This window comes from Sphingobium fuliginis (assembly GCF_015074805.1).
Classification (GTDB): domain Bacteria; phylum Pseudomonadota; class Alphaproteobacteria; order Sphingomonadales; family Sphingomonadaceae; genus Sphingobium; species Sphingobium fuliginis.
In genome coordinates this window covers 863,893-882,429 of sequence record NZ_CP060036.1, presented here as the reverse complement: position 1 = coordinate 882,429, position 18,537 = coordinate 863,893, and the positions used below count along the sequence as shown (strand labels likewise).

Sequence of the window (18,537 nt, the reverse complement as noted above, 5' to 3'; positions counted from 1 at the left end):
CCGGCGATCGGCGGGCCGTTGTTTCCGGCCCGGATCGGGCCATCTCCCGAAATGGACCGCCCTCCGCCGCATTTCGCGGCCGGATGAGCGATAGGAGCGGTTCGACCGGCCATATTCCGATCGAACCGCTCCACCGCGCCCGGATGCGGAGCCTTCGTCCTCCGATCCCCGGCGCGTCGCTGCCTTCTCCTCTCTCTCCTGAAACTTCAGCGCCGCCGTCCCGCCGGCGATCTGATCGTGAACAGGGCATCGTCGGGCGCCGCCCTGCTCTTGACGACCTGCAATGGCGATCCGCCATAGGGGGGGTGCGGCAGGCCCGATTGCCTGTCCTGGCCCTCCACCCGGGCGGATGATTTCACCAGCCGCAGCGATGCCCGTTTCGCGCCCTGCGCCGACCGGCGCCATGTGCGTCCTCTCCGCTTCCGCCTGATAAGGTCCCAGGTGAGATAGGGCAGTGAAATGACCAGAAGATAAAGCGATGCCGGCAACCACAGGAGCGCGAAGAGCCGATCCCGCCACCCAATCCTTACAATGTTCCGCGACTTGTTCTGCAATCGCCAGAGATTACAGGACCCAAGCATCCATATCCCGGAGACGACCGCCATCGCGATAATCATTGCCATCCTGTTCCATCATCCAATCGCAGCTCTTTCGGCTGCTTCGCGAAGCTGTCCTGTATGAACTATAGATGAAAGGCGTCATCTGTCATCTACGCAGGAATACGCACCGGCTGATATTTCGGACCGTCGATCAACCCTCTGTATTCTCCCGGATTGCACCTGAAGCGACATTATGTCTGATTTAGCGCTGATAAGGATCAGGTCGCCGGAACAGATATTCTGCATCAACTGGGTTTCGATCGAATGCGTGCCACGGGCACGGAGAATCCTCCAGGCGCGCAAAATGAGGTGTGCATGTCGAGAATTGACCTGGCGATGGCGACCCGTCCTGCCGGCGGACGGGGCCCTGCCGCGGCGCATCGCGCCTTGCGAATCTGGCTTTGCCTAGCCCTGGCGCTGTGGGACATGGTGGCGTTGACATGCGGGCTGAGCGTCGGACTGGCGCTCGCGCCCGTGGCCGGGGGGCTTCGCGACAGCGGCGCCTCCGTCGCGGCGCTGCTCATGGCCTATCTCATCATCGCCTTTCACAATCAGGCCTATGATCCCCGCGGCCTGACCAATGCGACGACCAGTTGCCGCAATGCCGCACGGGCCTTTGCCGGCACAGTGCTGATCTTCTTCCTCGTGCTGTTCGCGGTGAAATCGACCTCGACCTTCTCCCGCGCCGCCGTGCTGGCGGGGCTGGGCTGCGCGGGCGGGCTGCTGCTGGCGCAACGGCTGCTGCTGAGCCGCCTTCTCGAACGCCATTTCGGGGACCGGCTGTTTGCCGAACTGCTGATCGTGGACGACTGCCCGATTCCGGAAAATCCGGGCCAGATGGCTCTGGTGGACGCGCAGGCCATCGGCCTTCGCGCCGATTTGGACGACCCCTATATGCTGCACCGGCTGGGCATGTTGCTGCGCGATCACGACAGGGTGGTCGTCGCATGCCCCGCCGACCGCCGCGTGACCTGGGCGCAGATGCTGAAGGGCGGCAATATATTGGGCGAGATCGTCTCTCCCGAAGTCGAATCCATGGCGCCGCTGACGGTCGGGCGCTGGCAGGACATGGCCACGCTGGTGGTGGCGCGAGGGCCGCTGAACCTGGCGAACCGGGCGACGAAGCGGCTTCTGGACCTGTTCGTCACCGTGCCCCTGCTGATCGGGCTGATGCCGCTGATGATCGCCGTTGCCGTTGCGATCAAGCTGGATTCGCCCGGCCCCGTCTTCTTCCGTCAGCAACGGATCGGGCGGGGCAACACCCTGTTCAGCATCCTCAAATTCCGCAGCATGAAGGTGGAGCGATGCGATATGGACGGCGTCCGCTCGGCCAGCCGGACGGACGACAGGATCACGCGCGTCGGCCGCTTCATCCGCCGGACCAGCATCGATGAATTGCCGCAGCTCATCAATGTCCTTCTGGGGGAGATGAGCCTTGTCGGGCCAAGACCTCATGCCATCGGGTCGACGGCGGAGGACATATTGTTCTGGCGCGTCGACCGCCAATATTGGAAAAGACATGCGCTGAAACCCGGAATAACCGGTCTCGCGCAGATTCGCGGGTTCAGGGGCGCCACCGAAACCAGGGCGGATATTTTGCAGCGGGTGGAAGCCGATCTTGAATATATGAATGGCTGGAGCCTGATGCGCGACATCGTGATCCTGTTCGGCACCGTTCAGATTCTGGTGCACAGAAACGCCTTCTGATCCCCGGCAAGACTGCATTTCCGATCGATACCCTCCCCGGAACCACCGAATGCGCATTTCCCCGCAATGGGTAAGTGATCACACCGAATGGATCATCGCCGCCGCGCATGAAATAAATCTTCCATTATTGGGGAGCATCATGGATCGACGGACTTTCCTCGCCGGCGGGCTGGCCGGCACGGCATTGGCGGCCTGTCAGCGCGACAATGAACCGCGCATCGTCCAATCCTCGCGCAGGCCGATGGTCGGGCGCCGGACGTTGCGCGCCGATGTCGTCGTCTATGGCGCGACGCCGGCGGGCATCGTCGCCGCCGTCAGCGCCGCGCAGATGGGCGCGTCCGCGATCATCGTCGGCGGATGGCGGGAACGGCAGCCGGGCGGCATGCTGTCCGGCGGGTTGAGCTGGACCGATTATCGCGACATCGACGCCTTTGGCGGCCTGGCCCGTGCCGTGATCGAACGGCTCGCCGCGGCGGGCGGCATGCCGCGCAACCGCTATGCCTTCGATCCCGCCCTTGCCGTGCCCCTGTTTGAGCGCATGACGACCAGTGCGGGCGTGCCGATGGTCTGGTCCGACGGTGTGGAGGACGTCAAGCTCGTCGATCGCCGCATAAGCGAATTCTTCCTGCAATCGGGCAGGATCGTGCGCGGGCGCATGTTCATCGACGCCAGCTATGAAGGCGATCTCATGGCGCGTGCCGGCGTCGCGTTCAAGGTGGGGCGGGAGGCGGCCGACGCCGCCAATCCGCTCAACGGCTATCGCGGCGCGAAAAACGGCCATCTGGTGCGCGGCGGCCGTCCCGATGAGGACAGCATCGCGCCGATCAGCCCTTTCTGGAATGGCGAGGGCGGCGCCCTGCTGCCGCATGTCGCGGCGGCGCCCGATCTTCCCCTTGGCGCGGCGGACAAGGCGGTGCAGGCCTATTGTTTCCGCCTGACCATGACCAACCGTCCCGACCTGCGGCAGGACCTGCCCGCCCGCGCGCCCGATGGCTATGACGAATCCCGCTACGAACTGCTGTTCCGCGACCTGGACGCCCGCCGGCGCAAGGGGCGGATATATGGACGCGACTGGACCTTCGCCCGCGATCTGGTGAAGGCGGATGAGGTCGCGCCGGGCATTTACGACGTCAACAACCGCGCGCTGATGTCCATCGATGCCGTGGGCCTCAGCCACGACTATCCCCAGGCCGACTATGCGACACGGGAGAAGATCTGGAAGGCGCATGAAGCCTATCTGCGGGGCTGGTTCCACGCCATGGCCTATGGCCGCGACCCGCGCATTCCGCCGGGCCTGCAACGCGAGGTGCGCGAATGGGGCCTGGTTCGGGGCCGGCACATCCATCCGCATCCCAACGACCTGCCGGGCTGGTCGCCGCAACTCTATGTCCGCGAGGCGCGCCGGCTCGACAATGGGCTGAACTGGTCGGGCAGGGACCTGTCGGACGTGGACGGCGCGGAGCCGCGCCGCAAGGGCATCGTCGCCATGGGCTCTTATTGGCAGGACAGCCATTCCACCCGGCGCATCGCGGTGCAGGACGGGGCGGGGCGATGGGGCATCTGCAATGAAGGCTCGATCATGTTGCGGACCGGCGGGAAATATGAACGCTCGCCCCTGCCGATGGACCTGATGCTGCCGCACCGGGACCAGTGCACCAATCTCATAGTCCCCTTCTGCGTGGCGGCGACGCATCAGGCCTTTGCCACGATCCGCATGGAACTGACGTCCATGGCGCTGGGCGAAGCGGCGGGCAGGGCGGCCGCCATGGCGCTGGGCGAAGATAATGTGCGCGACGTGCAGGACGTGCCGATTCCGGGACTCCAGGCCGCGCTGGTCGCCAATAAGGGCGTCATCCACGGCGTTTCCGCCTTCGAGGATTATCGGCGGCGGCTGAAGTTCCGGCTGAACCGGATGCTGGGAGGCTAAGGACAGAGGGGCCGATCCGGCGATATGGGATCAACCCCTCCCTTCCACTCTGTTACCGCGCCCGCTTGAGCATGCCGTGCATGTCGATCCACCGCACGAAGGCGTCGAACCAGCCGGTGCTGGTGGTCGCCTTCGGATACATGCCGAAGCCGTGGCCGCCCTGTTCGTAAAGGTGGAATTCCACCGGGCGATGCGCCGCGCGCCAGTCGTCGATCAGCTTGAAGTCGCGATTGCCGAACAGCGGATCGTCGGCGGCGATGGCGGCGAACATCGGCGGCGCGTCCTGCGGCACGGTCATGCTGCCCAGCGGACCGTAGACATTGCCGATGAAGGCGGGCTTCGCTTCCGTCGTCGACAGCGTCGTCGCCATGGTCAGCATCGCCCCGGCGGAAAAGCCGATCATGCCGATCCGGTCCGGGTCGACATGCCATTGCGCCGCCCGTGCGCGGATCAGGCGGAAGGCGGCGGTCGAATCCGCCAGTTGCGGGGCAAGGTCTGTCGCTGCCGAGGCGGGAGCGGGCAGCGGTGTCCTGGCCACGCCGGAGAACATCTCCTGCATCGACCGTTCGAAACCCGCCATGTCGGCCGGCGTCTGGCGCAGCCGATATTTCAGCACGAAGGCGGCAACCCCCCTGGCGGCAAGCGCCCGCGCGACGTCATAGCCCTCATTGTCCATGGAAAGCGTGCGGGAACCGCCGCCCGGCGCGACGACGACCGCCGCGCCGGAAGCCTTGGCCGGATCGGGCAGGAAGGGCGTCAGCGTCGCAACGGTGACGTTGCGGGCAAAGCGGCTGCCATATTGGCGGTGCCAGCTTTCCTTCGCCGTGGCGCCGGGAAGTGCGCCGGTGCCCAGTTCGATCGCGTCGGGCTGGGCCGGGGCGGCAATGGGCGTCATCCTGTCGTCCTGCGCCTGACCCAGCGCCGGAGCAGCCAAGGCGCAGGCGGCGATGCCGATGGCGAAAGCGCGGGCCGCCGGGAAGCGGAAGGGGCGCCGCAATGCCTTCCGAGCAGATAGATGCTTCATCTCATCCTCCTGTGACTATCGATCCTTATTGCAGGTCGAGCACGACCACCGACTTGGGCGGCAGCGCCACCGTCAGCGTGCCGCCGCTCACCTGCGCGCCGGTGAAGGCGGCGGGCTTCACCACCTCCGGCGCGTCGAAGCTGTTGTGCGAATTGATCGCGGGGGCGGTCAGGATGCGGCCCGACACATTGGCGGCGTTCAGCCCGTCCAGCTTCACCGTCACCATATTGGTCTGGTTGGGATCGAGGTTCGACAGCCCGACATGGACCTTGCCGTCCCTGGCCCGCACCGCCGATCCGCTGACCGCCGGCATGACGAACCTGTCCTTGTTGTACCAGGGCGTGTCGATGTCGATCGGCAGCACCGTCGCGTCCTGCCAGGGCTTGTACATTTCGAAGACATGATAGGTGGGGGTGAGCACCATCTTCCTGCCTTCGGTCAGGATCATCGCCTGCAACACATTCACCATCTGCGCGATGGCGCTCATGCGCACGCGGTCGGCATGTTTGGCGAAGATGTCGAGATTGACGGAGGCGACCAGCGCATCCCGCAGCGTGTTCTGCTGCCGCAGGAAGCCGGGATTGGTGCCGGGGTCGGGCGCATACCATGTGCCCCATTCGTCCACAGCCAGGAATATCCGCTTCTGCGGATCATATTTGTCCATCACCTTGCTATGGCCGGTGATAAGCTCGTCCATCTTCCATGTGGCGGCCAGCGTGTCGGCCCAGGCGGTCTCGTCGAAATTGACCGGATCGGCCTTGGGCGGCCAGCCGCCCTGGGGCAGGGTGTAATAATGGAGCGACAGCGCATCCAGTTGCTTGGCCGCGTCGCGCATCATCACTTCGGTCCAGTTATAGTCGCCGCCGTTCGCGCCAGACGCGATCCGCACCAGCGTCTTGCCCGCCGGAACCTTCAGGAAGGTCGAATAGCGCTTCGTCACGTCGGCGGCATATTCGGCGCGCATGTTGCCGCCGCAGCCCCACAGCTCATTGCCGATGCCGAAGGCGGGCAGCACCCAGGGTTCCTTGTGCCCGTTCTTCGCGCGCTCATCGGCCAGGCTGCCGGCGGGCGCGGTGATATATTCGACCCATTCCGCCATTTCCTGCGGCGTGCCGTTGCCGACATTGCCGGAAATATAGGCTTCCGCGCCGACCTGCCGCAGCAGTTCGAAATATTCATGCGTGCCGACGCTATTGGGTTCGGTCACGCCGCCCCAATTGGTGTTGACCTTGATCGGGCGCTTGCCCTTCGGGCCGACGCCCTCCCGCCAGTGATATTCGTCCGCGAAGCAGCCGCCCGGCCAGCGGATCACCGGGACGGAGAGGTTGCGCAGTGCCGCCACCACATCGTTGCGGAAACCATTGGTGTTGGGGATCGACCGATCATTGCCGACCCACAGGCCGCCATAGATGCCATGGCCCAGATGTTCGGCGAATTGCGTGAAGATGCGGCGGTCATAGACCGGGCCGGGCCGGTCGGCATGGATGGTGGCGGTGGTCGGCTTGCCGGCGGTGTCGGCGCTGGCGGTCGTCGCCGCCAATGCGCTGGCGCAGAGAAGCAAGGCGGCGGTCGTGCGGCGCAGGGTCTTGATCATGGTCGTCCTTTTCGGAAAATGGCGGCGGAATGGGCGAAACCTATTTGGGCAGCGGGATCATCCGGGCGATGCTGTAGCGGGCCTGCGGGACCTGCACGCCGTCGTCCGGCTGGCCGCTGCCGACGCTCAGGCCATAATCGCCCGGTATCAGCCCGCGCTCGCCCGTGATGGTGACGAAGCTGAGGTCGCGGGGGCTCAAGGTGAATTCCACCTTCCGGGTCTCGCCGGGCTTCAGCGTCACCCGCTGGAAGCCGCGCAGGGCAAGGCGAGGCGCGCCCTCGAACCGTGGGGGCGTGATGTAGAGTTGCGCGACATCGTCGCCCGCCCTTGCACCCGTGTTCGTGATGGCGGTGCGCACCTTCAGGCCATTCTCGACCGAACCGTCCACCGGCTCGACCGTCAGCGGGGCGTAGCGGAAGCTGGTGTAGCTGAGGCCGTGGCCGAAGGGATAGACGGGCTTGCCCCTGAAATAGCGATAGGTGCGCCCCTCCATCCCATAGTCGGTAAAAGGCGGCAGGTCAGTGACGCTCCTGTAGAAGGTGACGGGCAGTCGGCCGCCCGGATCGGCCTTGCCCGAAAGGACATTGCCGACCGCCAGCCCGCCGGATTGGCCCGGATACCAGGCTTCGACGATGGCGGCGGCATTCTCCTTCGCCCAGGACAGGTCGATGGCGCTGCCATTCATGGCGATGACGACCAGCGGCTTGCCCAGCGCCCTGGCCTTTTCCAGGAAGGCGCGCTGGTCGGCGGGCAGGTCCAGCGTCGTCTTGTCGCCGCCGTCGAAACCCTCCACCTTGACGGGCATCTCCTCGCCCTCCAGGTCGGAGGTCAGGCCGACCACGGCGACGACGACATCGGCATCCTTCGCGCCCGCTGTCAGATCACGGTCGAGATCGTCGGTAACGCGCTTCCAGAAGATCGCCGGGCTGGCGGCGACGCCGCTCTCGCCCTGCAGGCGGATGGCGTAGCGCTCGCCCCTGGTCATGCGCACCTCGACCAGCTTCAGCGGTTCCGCCCAGCGCGAATATTCGCTGGCGGAGACGACGGGCTTGCCGTTCAGCGAGACCTCGCCCTTCACTCCGGTCAGCGCCAGCCGATAGAGGCCGGTTTCCGGCGCGACCAGATAGCCGCTCCAGCGGACCCGATGCTGGTCCGACAACTGTTTGAACTCGGCCGCCCGCGATACGATGCTGGTTTCGGTCCGCGTCAGCACCGGCCGGGTTGCAAACTGGTCCTTGCCCGTGGCGTTGAAATATTCGGCCTTGATTCCCGGCTTGCCGTCCGGCGTCAACAGCGCGGTGCCGGGGACGAGGTCGCCGTCCGTGATCGACGGGCTGAAGGGGATCACCGTCACGCTGTCCGCGCCCATGACCTGTTTCAGGCCCTCCGCGACCGAAATGGGTGGAGCGCTCTTGGCCGAGGAATAATTGCCGCGCAGCACGCGGGTCGCATCCGCCAAAGGCCCAGCCAGCGCGATTCTCGTCCCGGGCTTCAGCGGCAGGACGCCGTCATTCTTGAGCAGCACAAGGCTCTTTTCCGCGGTGCTCAGCGCCAGCGCCTGATGATCCGGCGTACCGATCGCGCTTGGCGGGATCGCGTTGGGCTTGCGGGAGGACAGGCCCGGCAGGTCGCCATTGCGGTATCGCGCGGAAAAGAGCCGGACGAGGGCGGTGTCGATGTCGCCCATGCCGATATGGCCCCGCGCCAGCGATTCCTTGTATCGATCGCCAAGGTCGGTGCGTCCGCCCAGCGTCGCATTGTTGCATTCGCTGTCGACCCCGTAGCGCAGCGCGACGGCAACGCCGGTGGCGGCGTCGGGCGCATATTTGTGATGCTCGTAAATGTCGACCACGGCGTCGCAGTCGGACACGACATAGCCCTTGAAGCCCCATGCGCCGCGTAGATAGTCCTGCAACAGCATATGACTGCCGCAGGCCGGTTGCCCGTCGACGCGGTTATAGGCGCACATGATCGACCCGGCCTTGCCCTCGACAATGGCGGCGCGGAAGGCGGGCAGGTAGGTGTCCTCCAGATCGTGCGGTGTGGCGAAGATATTGTCGGTGTGGCGGCTGGGTTCGGGGCCGCTATGGACCGCGAAATGCTTGGGCGTGGCGACGACCAGAGGCAGGTCCGGATTGTCCCCCTGCATGCCCTGGACGAAGGCGACGCCGATCCGTGCCGTCAGATAGGGGTCTTCGCCATAGGTTTCCTGCCCCCGGCCCCAGCGCGGATCGCGGAAGATGTTGATGTTGGGTGACCATGTGTCGAGGCCCGTGCCGATCCGGCCGAGATGCCCCGTCTGCCGTCCCAGCCTATGCAGCGCCCGGACCTCCGTGCCGATGGTGGCGGCGACCTGCCTGATCAACGGCGCGTCGAATGTGGCGGCAAGGCCGATGGGTTCGGGAAAATTGGTCGTGGGCACCGCCCCGATCGCGCCATGAAGGGATTCGGTCCACCAGTTATAGGCCGGGATGCCGAGGCGCGGGATCGCGGGCGCGACGTTCAGAAGCTGCCCGACCTTCTCGTCCAGCGTCAGCCTGTCGACGATCTCCCGCGCCTTGCCGTCGGCCTCCGCCCATATGTCCGTGGCCTGCGCATGGACAATTGCCGGGGTCGCGAGGCACAATATCGCGCCGGCCGCGCGCAAGGCGAAAGCGGTCTTCATGATTATCTCCCCAAGAAGCGCGCTGTTTTCAGCGTCGCTCGATATGTCTCGTCCGGTCGGTGGGGCGCGGGGGATGGCACTTCCCCCGCGCCCGGCGCGCTCAATGGGCCGCGCCGTCCTTCATCCCCTTGGCGACGAAGGGATTGATGGTCCGGATCGTGCCGTCGGGATTATAATGCAGTTCGGTCACCTTCACGTTGCGCAGGCGGGTCTGGCCCGACAACTGGCTGTCGGCGTAGAACAGCCACCATTTCCCGTTCCATTCGACGATGGAATGATGGGTGGTCCATCCTTCCACAGGCTCCAGGATGCGGCCCTTGTAGGTGAAGGGACCATAGGGTGAATCGCCGATGGCATAGACCAGATAATGGGTATCCCCGGTCGAATAGCTGAAATAATATTTGCCCTTATATTTGTGCATCCACGACGCCTCGAAGAAACGGCGGTCATGGTCGCCGCCCAGCAGCGGCTTGCCCTTGTCGTCCAGGATCTGGATCGCGCGGGGCGCTTCGCTGAATTCCAGCATGTCGCCGGTCAGCTTCGCGACGCGCGGCGCCAGCGCGGGCTTGTCGTCCTGTCCCAGATCGGTCTTCGACCCATCGGGATCATATTTGCCGTCGACATTGCGCTGAAGCTGTCCGCCCCAGATGCCGCCGAAATACATATAGCTCGATCCGTCATCATCGGTGAAGACGGCGGGATCGATCGAATAGCTGCCCTTGATCGGCTGCGGCTGCGCCTTGAACGGACCCATGGGGTCCTTCGACGTGGCGACGCCGATGCGAAAGGCGCCCTCCTTGTCCTTGGCCGGGAAGTAGAGATAATAGGTGCCGTTCCTGTACGCAGCGTCCGGCGCCCACATCTGCTTGTCGGCCCAGGGCACGTCCTTCACATCCAGCGCCACCGGGCCGACCGTCACGGGGCCGCCGATCCTGTCCATCGACAGGATGCGATAGTCCCGCATTTCGAAATGGCTGCCCAGATCGTCCTCCGGCGTCGGCCCGTCGATGTCGTGGCTGGGATAGACGTAGATCTTCCCGTTCCACACATGGGCGGACGGGTCGGCGGTGTAGATGTCCGTGACCAGCGGTTGCGACAGATATTCGGATGCGTCGCGCTTCGCTTCGGCCTTCGGCTGGGCTTCGTTCGCCGGCTGCGACTGCTGGCATCCGGCGGCCAGCAACAGGGCGGCGAGCGGCAGGGCTTCCAATGCGCGCAACTTCATGGGCATGCTGATCCTCTCTGGTTATTCCCGCAACGATAGCGCTACCATTTTGCGAAGGCAATCTTGTACGACAAATTATATGGCCGTCAGACCGGTTGCAGTCCATGGGCCACGATCTTGTCGATCAGATCGCGATGGCGCGGCAGGCCGGCGCGCAGCTTCGCCGTCATGGCGGTATTTTCCCGCCGGGCGCGGTCCGCCAGATGGGCGTCGCGCGCCAGGGCGGGCCGGTCGACCTCTGTCCGGAATCCCATGCCGTAGAGCACATATTGGTAGCTCGCCGCCGGGAAGACCTCCTCCACCCGGTCGAACTCGTCGAGGAACCAGGGCGATTGGTAACGCCAGAGCAGCATCAGTTCCTTCAGACGATCGGGAATGGTCTCCTCCCGGACATTGTCGCGCCAGAAATCGCTGTCGGTGCGCTTCGTCAGCACATAATGCAGCTTCAGGAAATCGATGATCCGCCCCCAGCGATAATGGGTCGTGGCGTTGAATCGCGAAGCGATGATGTCCATCACCTCGCGGCAGGCGGGCATCTGCTCTGCGATGATCTTGGCCGACAGTTCGATGAGGACGATGGCCGACGCCTCCAGCGGTTCGAGGAAGCCCGCGGCCAGGCCCACGGCGACGCAATTGCCCTTCCAGAAGGTTTCGCGATGGCCCGAACGGATTGCGATTTTCCGCGCGCCCAGCCCTTCGGCCAGCGGACCGATATAGGCGCGCAGTTCCCGTTCCGCCTCTTCGTCGGAAATATGGTTGCTGGAATAGACATGGCCGATGCCGCGCCGGGTCGGCAGGCCGATGTCCCAGATCCAGCCCGCGCTCTGCGCCGTGGAGATGGTGTGCGACGCCATCGGGCTGTCGGGCCGCTCATAGGGCACCTGCATGGCGAGCGCGGTGTCGCAGAACAGCACGTCGTTGCAGTCCCTGAACGGCACCTTCATCGCGCCTTCGATCAGCAGCGCCTTGAATCCGGTGCAGTCGACGAACAGGTCGCCCTCGATCTCGCCGGCCTGGGTGGTGCGGATGGCGCGTATGTCGCCATCCTCCTTCATCAGCACCTGCTCCACATCGGCCAGGACATGACGCACGCCCAGCTTTTCGCAGCAATGGCGTTGCAGGAAGGGCGCGAACTTGCCCGCGTCCAGATGATAGGCATAGTTGGCCAGCGCGTCATATTCGGCGGTCGCGATGGTCTTGGGTGCCAGGCCGTCGTCGCAGATGCGGCCCTGCGAACAGACGCTGTCGCAGAAACTTTCATCCCCCTCGCTCGCCAGCCAATGGGGGGCAAGGTTCACCTGCCCGAAATTCTGGGGCAGCATCAGGGGGTGGTAATAGCCGTCGTCAGGCGTTCCCGTCGTCCAGCGGGCGAAGCGCGCGCCTTGCTTGAAGGCGGCGTCGCATTCGCGGAACAGGTCGGTTTCGGAAATGCCCATGCGCGACAGGGTGGTGCGCAGCGTCGGCCATGTCCCTTCGCCCACGCCGATGATCGGCGTGTTGGGGGATTCGACCAGCGTCACGGTGAAGCCGTTGCCGATGCGGCTGCGATGGCGGGCGGCGATCACGCCGGCGGTCAGCCATCCGGCGGTCCCGCCGCCGACGATCACGATGTTGCGGACGGGATGAACCATGGCGACAGCCTTGATAGGGAAAGCGGGAAGGAACGCCAAAAAGGGAGGGGATGTCAACCGACATCCCCCCAGGGCGAGACAGGTTAGAAGCGGTAACGAACGCCTGCGGTGTACCGCCGGCCATAGGCATAGACGTCAAGCAACTGGTTGCTGAACCGGCCATGGGTGCTGACCGTTTCGTTGGTGAGGTTCAGCGCCTCGCCGAAGATGGTCAGTTGCTTCGTGATGTCGAAGCTGGTGCTGAGGTCGACCTGCAACGCCTCGTTCACGAAGGTCGGTTCGGCGCCGAAGGCCGAATTGTTCTGCGCCTGGCCGAAGGCCTGCAGATATTTGTCGCGCCAGTTGACGGCGGCACGGATCTGGAAGCCGTTCTTGTCGTAGAAGCCGACGAAGTTCGCGCTGTTGGCAAGGCCGGTCACCGCGAAACCGCTCTGCGACAGGTCGGTCCTGTCATAGGGCTTGTTCGTATCGACGAAGGTGGCGTTGGCATTGAAGCCGAAGCCGCTGTCGCCGAAGACATGCTGCCATGCCAGTTCCACGCCCTTGATCGTGGCGGACGGGCCGTTGACCCGCTGCGACACGGTGAAGACGGCCGGCTGGCCCGTCGTCGGATCGACCACGCCGTTGATGGTCTGGCGCTGCGTGCCGGCAACGATGAAGTTCGACACATCCTTGATGAAGAAGTTCACCGCCGCATAGGAGTTGCGCTGATAATACCATTCCGCCGCGAAGTCGAAATTGTCCGCGAGGAAAGGCTGCAATCTTGGATTGCCCCCGGTCGCGGTCAGCGCGCCGACGCGCTGGCCCACACCGACGTTCAGAACGGGCGTCAGGGTGTTGAGCGAAGGACGGGTCAATGTCCGCGATGCGTCGAAGCGGAGGTGGAAATTGTTCGTGACCTCCAGCTTCATATCCAGACTGGGAAGCAGATAGGAATAGCTGCTCTTCGTCGAGATCGGCTGACTTTCGGAGAAGGTGACGTTGAGGAGCGTCGGGTCGGCGGCGCTGCCCGTAAGGGCAATGGGCAAGCGACCGACGCCGCTGGACGTCAGGTTGGTGATCTCCTCGCGAACCCCCGCATTGAAGCGGAAGGGCATCCCCGCAATCTCATGTTCGAAATTCACGCTGACATAGGCGGACCAGGTTCGTTCCCTGATGTCCTGGACGCTGCCGGGATCGAGCGCGAGGTCGAAGGCTCCCGTGAAATTCGGCCCGACCGTGGGATCGGCATAGTTGAAGCCCGGGATGTTCGTCGTCTGCGGATTGCCCAGCCCTTCCAGATATTCCTGATAGGCGCGCGGGTCATAGGCCAGCAGTTCCGGCGGCAGATTGCCGGAGAAGCCCGGAATCCAGTTGTTCAGGCTGATCGGACGGCCATAAAGGCTGGTCGGGATCGGCACGCCCGTATTCCGGCCCGAAGGTGTGCCGTAGCCCGCATAGGCCTGCCAGAAATTATTGGCGAAGGTGTTGCGGTTCTCCAGCCGGAAGCGGTCCTCCATATAGCGGCCGCCGAACTTCACGCGGAAGCTGTCGTCCTCCCAGGTGCCGCCGAGACGGAATTGCTTGATCTCATCGGAGTTCTTCTGGACCGACCGCACGGTGACGTGCGAACCGATGATGGTGGGATCGCTCCAGCGCGACTGATCGCCGGCCGGGCCATAGGTCGTCAGTTCGGGGAAGCTGTTCTTGCTGTCGCCGGTTACGCGGACGCCCAGCGCCGTGCCGAGCAGGCCGCCATAGCCGATGTCGCCATTCTCGCTGCCGATACGGTTTCCGGGGTTCTGCCGGCTCTTGGCGTAGGAGGCGTCGGCTTCGAACTTCAGATTGTCGGTCGCATCCCATTTCAGGTTGACGCCGACCTGATTGGTTTCCAGCAGACGGCTGTCGCGGCCGGCCGTGAAGTCGGTCGGCGTGCCCGCCTGGATGAAATTGATCGTCGTGCCGTTCTCGTCCTGCTCCACATTGCGCAGGTCGCCCTGGTTGAACCACATGCCGAAACCGGAAATGTCGGTCACGATCTTCTGACGCGAATAATTGTCGTCGATGGTCAGCAGCACGTCGTCCGAAGGCTGCCACTGGAAGGCGATGCGGCCGTCGATGCGTTCATCCTTGGTATAGCGCTGGTCGGCGCCATATTGCTGCTGATACCAGCCGACGACATTCTGCCGGTTGGTCGGGGTCGCCCAGGCGGCGGATTCAGTATCCGACGTCGGGGAACAGCTTGCGGCGGTGCTGCCTGCAAGCTGGCACGGCGCGAACCGGCCGCCCTGCCAACCCGAAACATAGACGCGGTTCACCTGGGTATCGCGACGGGTATAGACCGCGTCGACAAGGATGCCCATTGTGTCGTCGGCAAAGGTGGTGCTGAACAGGCCGCCGATCGTCGGCACGATCTTGCCGGCATCGTCCTGGACCGATCCGGCCGCGCTCATCGCGACGCGGGTGCCGGGGTGATCGAAGGGCTTGGGGTAGGAGATATTGACGGTTGCGCCGATCGAACTGCTCGACAAAGAAACGTCGGGCGTCTTGAGGACAGCCAGCTGGCCCACGAAGTCCGATCCGACAGTGGTGAAGTCGACCGATCGTCCGCCGGTCGCCGTCGAAATCCTGCGGCCGTCGATCAGCGTTTCGTTGAAGTCTCCGGCGAAACCGCGAACGGTGATGCCGTCCGGCTCGCCACGCGAACCGGCGCGATTGATCGATACGCCCGGCAGGCGCTGGAGCGACGCCGCGACGTTCGAATCCGGGAACTTGCCGATGTCTTCCGCAGAAATGACGTCGACGACGCCGGAAGAATCGCGCTTGATGTCGAGATTGCGCTGCAATGAGCCGCGAATACCGGTGACGATGATGTCGGCATCGCTGGCCGGCGCGGCGTCCTGGGCCGTGGCCGGAACGGCGATGGCCAGGACCAGCAGGCTTGCCGTCGCCGCAAGCGCGGCACGGCCGCGCGCCGGTTCGGCCTTGGTCATTCTATACGTCATGATCCTCCCCTTGTTCAGACAATATCTCGCCCGAACGCCGCGGCACTATTGCTGCGGCGATCATGTTTTCTTGATCAGGGATTTGTCCCGCTTTTCTAAGCGGATTTGATCATCCTCACCCAGGTCTTCTTTTTTTCTGCTGAAAATGGTAGCGCTATCTAAACGCGCGATCAAGCGGAATTGTAGGCGTAATCATTATCCGCCAGGATGCAGCCTCCGCATGGGGAAAAAGCCGGCCGAAGCGGCAAGCCGAGCGGCCGTCAACAAGGTGGGAGAGGATATGGAAGAGGTGGAACTGCTGAACAGCGAACTGCACGCAACCTTGCGGATGCGGCCCGCGAACGAGGGACGCGATCCCTTCGTCCGCATCGTGGTCGGCGAATTTGCGGCTGCGGCCGCTGCCTGTCCCCTGTTGTTTTCCAAACATGCGGAGACCGGCGCTTTCTATGCCGGGGCGTTGATGGGCTTCAAAAGAGGGGAATGCCTGATCGATTCGCCCGACGGCCGACCGGCCTTCCGGCCGCTGGAGGCGGATCGCGAGGGCTTCTTCGCTCTGGGGGAGAGCATCGCCTTCGATCCCGGCCATGACCGTTTTGCCGGGCGGGAGGGCGAATCGCTGTTCGATGCGCAGGGCGCGCCCACGGCATCGCTGAAGGCTGTGCAGAATGCCTTGGGCCGCCTGATGGCAGGGGCCGCGGATACCGACGCCTTCATCGCGGAGATGCTGGCCCATCGCCTGATCGAGCCGATCGACATCTCTCTCAACTTCGATGATGGGGAAAGGCTGCGACTCGACGGGCTTTACACGATCAGTCTGGATGCGCTTGGCGATCTGGACGATGCGACGGTGCTCAAGCTGTTCCGTGCGGGGCATATGCAAAGCGCCTATGCCATGATCGGCTCGCTCCGGCACATCGCGCTGATGGCGCGCCGCCGCAATGAACGGCTGGCGGTGCCGGCCTGAACATGGGCGACGCCAGCCCCGTGATCGAGGCGTTCGCGGCGGCCGATATGACGGCGGCTGACGATCTGCGCGCATTCGCCGCCCTGTGCCGACCCGCGGTGATCCGCGGGCGGTTCAACGACTGGCCGGCAGTGGCGGCCGGCGGGCAGGGCGGGTCCGCGGCGCTGCACTATGTCGCCCGATTCGCCGCCAGTTCGAGCGCCGAATATTTTACCGCGGGCGCCGAGCTTGGCGGACGTTATCATTATGGCGACGGTCCCGGCGGCTTCAACTTCACGCGGGAAACGGCCAGTATCGGCGATGCGCTGGGCCGGATCGCCGCCAATGCCGAAAGCGGGAGCGAAACCGCCTATCTGGGATCGCTGCCCGCCGATTCCCATTTTCCCGGTTTCGCGGAGGAGAATCCCTGCAATTTGGTGGGCGCTGGCGTTCATCCGCGCCTCTGGATCGGCAACCGGTCGACGGTCGCCTGTCATTATGACAGTTACGACAATCTCGCCTGCGTGGTGGCGGGACGGCGGCGCTTCACCCTTTATCCGCCGGACGCCATCGGGGATCTTTATGTAGGGCCGGTGGACCATACCCTGTCCGGCCAGCCCGTTTCCATGGCGGCGGGCGCACCCGATGGAGCGGCGACCTATCCCCGTTTCGCGGCCGCGCGGGCAAGGGCCCTCGTCGTCGATCTCGCTCCGGGCGACGCGCTTTATCTGCCCAAGCTCTGGTGGCATCAGGTAGAGGCGCTCGACGACGTCAACATCCTCGTGAATTATTGGTGGGACGGGTTCGCGGCGGGCCCCGATTCGCCCTATGCGGCGATGCTGCTGGCGATGATCGCCCTGGCCGAGCGGCCCGAGCGTGAGCGCGCCGCGTGGCGCGCCTATTTCGATCATTACGTCTTCCGGCCGAACGGCCATCCGCTGGCGCATCTGCCGGAGGAGCGGCATGGCGTCCTGGGGCCGCTGGCGAAGGGCAATTATGGCCGTATCCGGACATTGGTCATGCGGATGCTGCGGGGCGCCTGAGCCTGGAAGACAGGAGCTTGAAGACAAATGACATGCGATGGAAAGGGGATGATGTGAAGAAGATGATCATGGCCGCGATGGTCGGATCGGCATTGGCGATGAGCGCCGCGCCCGGCGGGACGCAGGTGGCGACGGGCGGACCGCCGGCGGTGGCAGGCGCGAAAGCCGTGACCGTGGAGCGGATCAAGGTGCATGCGCCGTCCATCGAAGGCAATCTGGAGGGGGAGGCGGCCGACCGCGACGTCCTGGTCCTGTTGCCGCCCAGCTATGGCCGCGAACCGGGCCGGCGCTATCCCGTCATCTATGCGCTGCACGGCTATTCCATCGGGGCGGAACAATGGACGAAGGAAATCCATGTCCCGACGACTGTGCAGAATGCCTTTGCGAAGGGCTCGCGGGAGATGATCCTGGTGTTGCCCGATTCGAAGACTGTCCATAATGGGTCGATGTATTCGGGATCGATGACGACGGGAGACTTCGAAACCTTCATAGCGCGTGATCTGGTCCACTATATCGACACCCATTACCGCACCATCCCCCGCCGCGAAAGTCGCGGTCTGGCGGGGCACAGCATGGGCGGTTACGGCACCAGCCGCATCGGCATGAAGCATGCCGACATGTTCGGCGCCCTTTACATGATGAGCCCCTGTTGCCTGTCCCCGCGCAGCGCCGGGCAGATGGACGCGGCAGCGTTGAAGGCGCTGGAGGCGGTGAAGACTCCTGCCGATTCGGCTGCCTTGCCTTTCTTCCTCAGGGCGCAGCTTGCGACCGCCGCGGCCTGGTCCCCCAATCCCGGGAACCCGCCGCTCTATCTGGACCTGCCGGTCAAGGACGGCCAGGTGCAGCCGCAGGTTCTCGCCCGCTGGGCGGCCAATGCGCCCCTGGCCTTTGTCGACCAATATATCGGCAATCTGCGCCGCTACAGGGCGATTGCCATCGATGTGGGCGACAAGGACGGGCTGAAGGACGACGCACGGGCGCTTCACGAAGCACTCGACCGCTATGGCATCGCCAACAGCTTCGAAATCTACGACGGCGATCATACGAACCGGGTCGCATGGCGTTTTCAGGACAAGCTGATCCCGTTCTTCGCCAGCCATCTCGATTTCGGAACGGCGAAATAGGCGCCTTTCAGTGGTAGCGATAACAAATCCGGTTGCCGCCGGAGGAAAATGGATTATCCCTGCGCGTGACG

Annotated in this window: 12 protein-coding genes; 5 read left to right on the top strand and 7 right to left on the bottom strand. The window is 64.3% G+C overall.

Annotated features, from left to right (window positions below; all coding sequences use genetic code 11):
• Nucleotides 1-206: 206 nt before the first annotated feature.
• Nucleotides 207-359, bottom strand: coding sequence for a hypothetical protein (locus H5V43_RS20040; protein ID WP_157846842.1), 153 nt, complete (start codon nucleotides 357-359; stop codon nucleotides 207-209).
• 555 nt (nucleotides 360-914) lie between these two features.
• On the opposite strand from H5V43_RS20040, the gene H5V43_RS23700 reads away from it, so the two are divergent.
• Complete coding sequence (locus H5V43_RS23700; RefSeq protein WP_044661119.1) at nucleotides 915-2,306, top strand: sugar transferase; 1,392 nt, start codon at nucleotides 915-917, stop codon at nucleotides 2,304-2,306.
• 139 nt (nucleotides 2,307-2,445) lie between these two features.
• Nucleotides 2,446-4,233 (top strand): FAD-dependent oxidoreductase, encoded by a 1,788-nt coding sequence (locus H5V43_RS20030; protein ID WP_229742659.1) that lies wholly within the window; start codon nucleotides 2,446-2,448, stop codon nucleotides 4,231-4,233.
• A 52-nt stretch (nucleotides 4,234-4,285) separates the two neighbouring features.
• Here H5V43_RS20030 and H5V43_RS20025 read toward each other — a convergent pair whose 3' ends face one another.
• The 6 genes from H5V43_RS20025 to H5V43_RS20000 all read right to left on the bottom strand — a co-directional run bounded on the left by H5V43_RS20025 (nucleotide 4,286) and on the right by H5V43_RS20000 (nucleotide 15,344).
• Nucleotides 4,286-5,257 (bottom strand): alpha/beta hydrolase, encoded by a 972-nt coding sequence (locus H5V43_RS20025; protein WP_193666834.1) that lies wholly within the window; start codon nucleotides 5,255-5,257, stop codon nucleotides 4,286-4,288.
• 25 nt (nucleotides 5,258-5,282) lie between these two features.
• Complete coding sequence (locus H5V43_RS20020; RefSeq protein WP_065847763.1) at nucleotides 5,283-6,851, bottom strand: alpha-N-arabinofuranosidase; 1,569 nt, start codon at nucleotides 6,849-6,851, stop codon at nucleotides 5,283-5,285.
• Between the two features lie 40 nt (nucleotides 6,852-6,891).
• Nucleotides 6,892-9,516 carry a glycoside hydrolase family 3 C-terminal domain-containing protein gene (locus H5V43_RS20015; protein ID WP_193666833.1) on the bottom strand — a complete coding sequence of 875 codons (2,625 nt, stop codon included), beginning with the start codon at nucleotides 9,514-9,516 and terminating at the stop codon, nucleotides 6,892-6,894.
• Between the two features lie 100 nt (nucleotides 9,517-9,616).
• Nucleotides 9,617-10,747, bottom strand: a complete 1,131-nt coding sequence (locus H5V43_RS20010) for a glycoside hydrolase family 43 protein (RefSeq protein WP_025551696.1) — start codon at nucleotides 10,745-10,747, stop codon at nucleotides 9,617-9,619.
• Between the two features lie 80 nt (nucleotides 10,748-10,827).
• Entirely contained in the window at nucleotides 10,828-12,372 is a 1,545-nt protein-coding gene (locus H5V43_RS20005) for a tryptophan halogenase family protein (RefSeq protein ID WP_044661124.1), read from the bottom strand.
• Nucleotides 12,373-12,455: 83 nt separating this feature from the next.
• The gene (locus H5V43_RS20000; protein ID WP_044661125.1) at nucleotides 12,456-15,344 is read right to left on the bottom strand and encodes a TonB-dependent receptor; all 2,889 of its coding nucleotides are present in this window, start codon (nucleotides 15,342-15,344) and stop codon (nucleotides 12,456-12,458) included.
• A gap of 232 nt (nucleotides 15,345-15,576) precedes the next feature.
• Between H5V43_RS20000 and H5V43_RS19995 the strand changes: the two genes are divergently transcribed.
• The 3 genes from H5V43_RS19995 to H5V43_RS19985 all read left to right on the top strand — a co-directional run bounded on the left by H5V43_RS19995 (nucleotide 15,577) and on the right by H5V43_RS19985 (nucleotide 18,466).
• A complete protein-coding gene (locus H5V43_RS19995; protein ID WP_239659648.1) occupies nucleotides 15,577-16,320 on the top strand; it encodes a SapC family protein in 744 nt (247 codons plus the stop codon).
• A gap of 2 nt (nucleotides 16,321-16,322) precedes the next feature.
• Entirely contained in the window at nucleotides 16,323-17,342 is a 1,020-nt protein-coding gene (locus H5V43_RS19990) for a cupin-like domain-containing protein (protein ID WP_044661126.1), read from the top strand.
• 62 nt (nucleotides 17,343-17,404) lie between these two features.
• Nucleotides 17,405-18,466, top strand: coding sequence for an alpha/beta hydrolase (locus H5V43_RS19985; protein WP_025551694.1), 1,062 nt, complete (start codon nucleotides 17,405-17,407; stop codon nucleotides 18,464-18,466).
• Nucleotides 18,467-18,537: the final 71 nt, after the last annotated feature.

Coding starts and splice junctions, on each gene's coding strand:
- H5V43_RS23700 (WP_044661119.1), top strand. CDS start 915: ATGTCGAGAATTGACCTGGCGATGGCGACCCGTCCTGCCGGCGGACGG.
- H5V43_RS20030 (WP_229742659.1), top strand. CDS start 2,446: ATGGATCGACGGACTTTCCTCGCCGGCGGGCTGGCCGGCACGGCATTG.
- H5V43_RS20025 (WP_193666834.1), bottom strand. CDS start 5,257: ATGAAGCATCTATCTGCTCGGAAGGCATTGCGGCGCCCCTTCCGCTTC.
- H5V43_RS20020 (WP_065847763.1), bottom strand. CDS start 6,851: ATGATCAAGACCCTGCGCCGCACGACCGCCGCCTTGCTTCTCTGCGCC.
- H5V43_RS20015 (WP_193666833.1), bottom strand. CDS start 9,516: ATGAAGACCGCTTTCGCCTTGCGCGCGGCCGGCGCGATATTGTGCCTC.
- H5V43_RS20010 (WP_025551696.1), bottom strand. CDS start 10,747: ATGCCCATGAAGTTGCGCGCATTGGAAGCCCTGCCGCTCGCCGCCCTG.
- H5V43_RS20005 (WP_044661124.1), bottom strand. CDS start 12,372: ATGGTTCATCCCGTCCGCAACATCGTGATCGTCGGCGGCGGGACCGCC.
- H5V43_RS20000 (WP_044661125.1), bottom strand. CDS start 15,344: ATGACCAAGGCCGAACCGGCGCGCGGCCGTGCCGCGCTTGCGGCGACG.
- H5V43_RS19995 (WP_239659648.1), top strand. CDS start 15,577: ATGGGGAAAAAGCCGGCCGAAGCGGCAAGCCGAGCGGCCGTCAACAAG.
- H5V43_RS19990 (WP_044661126.1), top strand. CDS start 16,323: ATGGGCGACGCCAGCCCCGTGATCGAGGCGTTCGCGGCGGCCGATATG.
- H5V43_RS19985 (WP_025551694.1), top strand. CDS start 17,405: ATGATCATGGCCGCGATGGTCGGATCGGCATTGGCGATGAGCGCCGCG.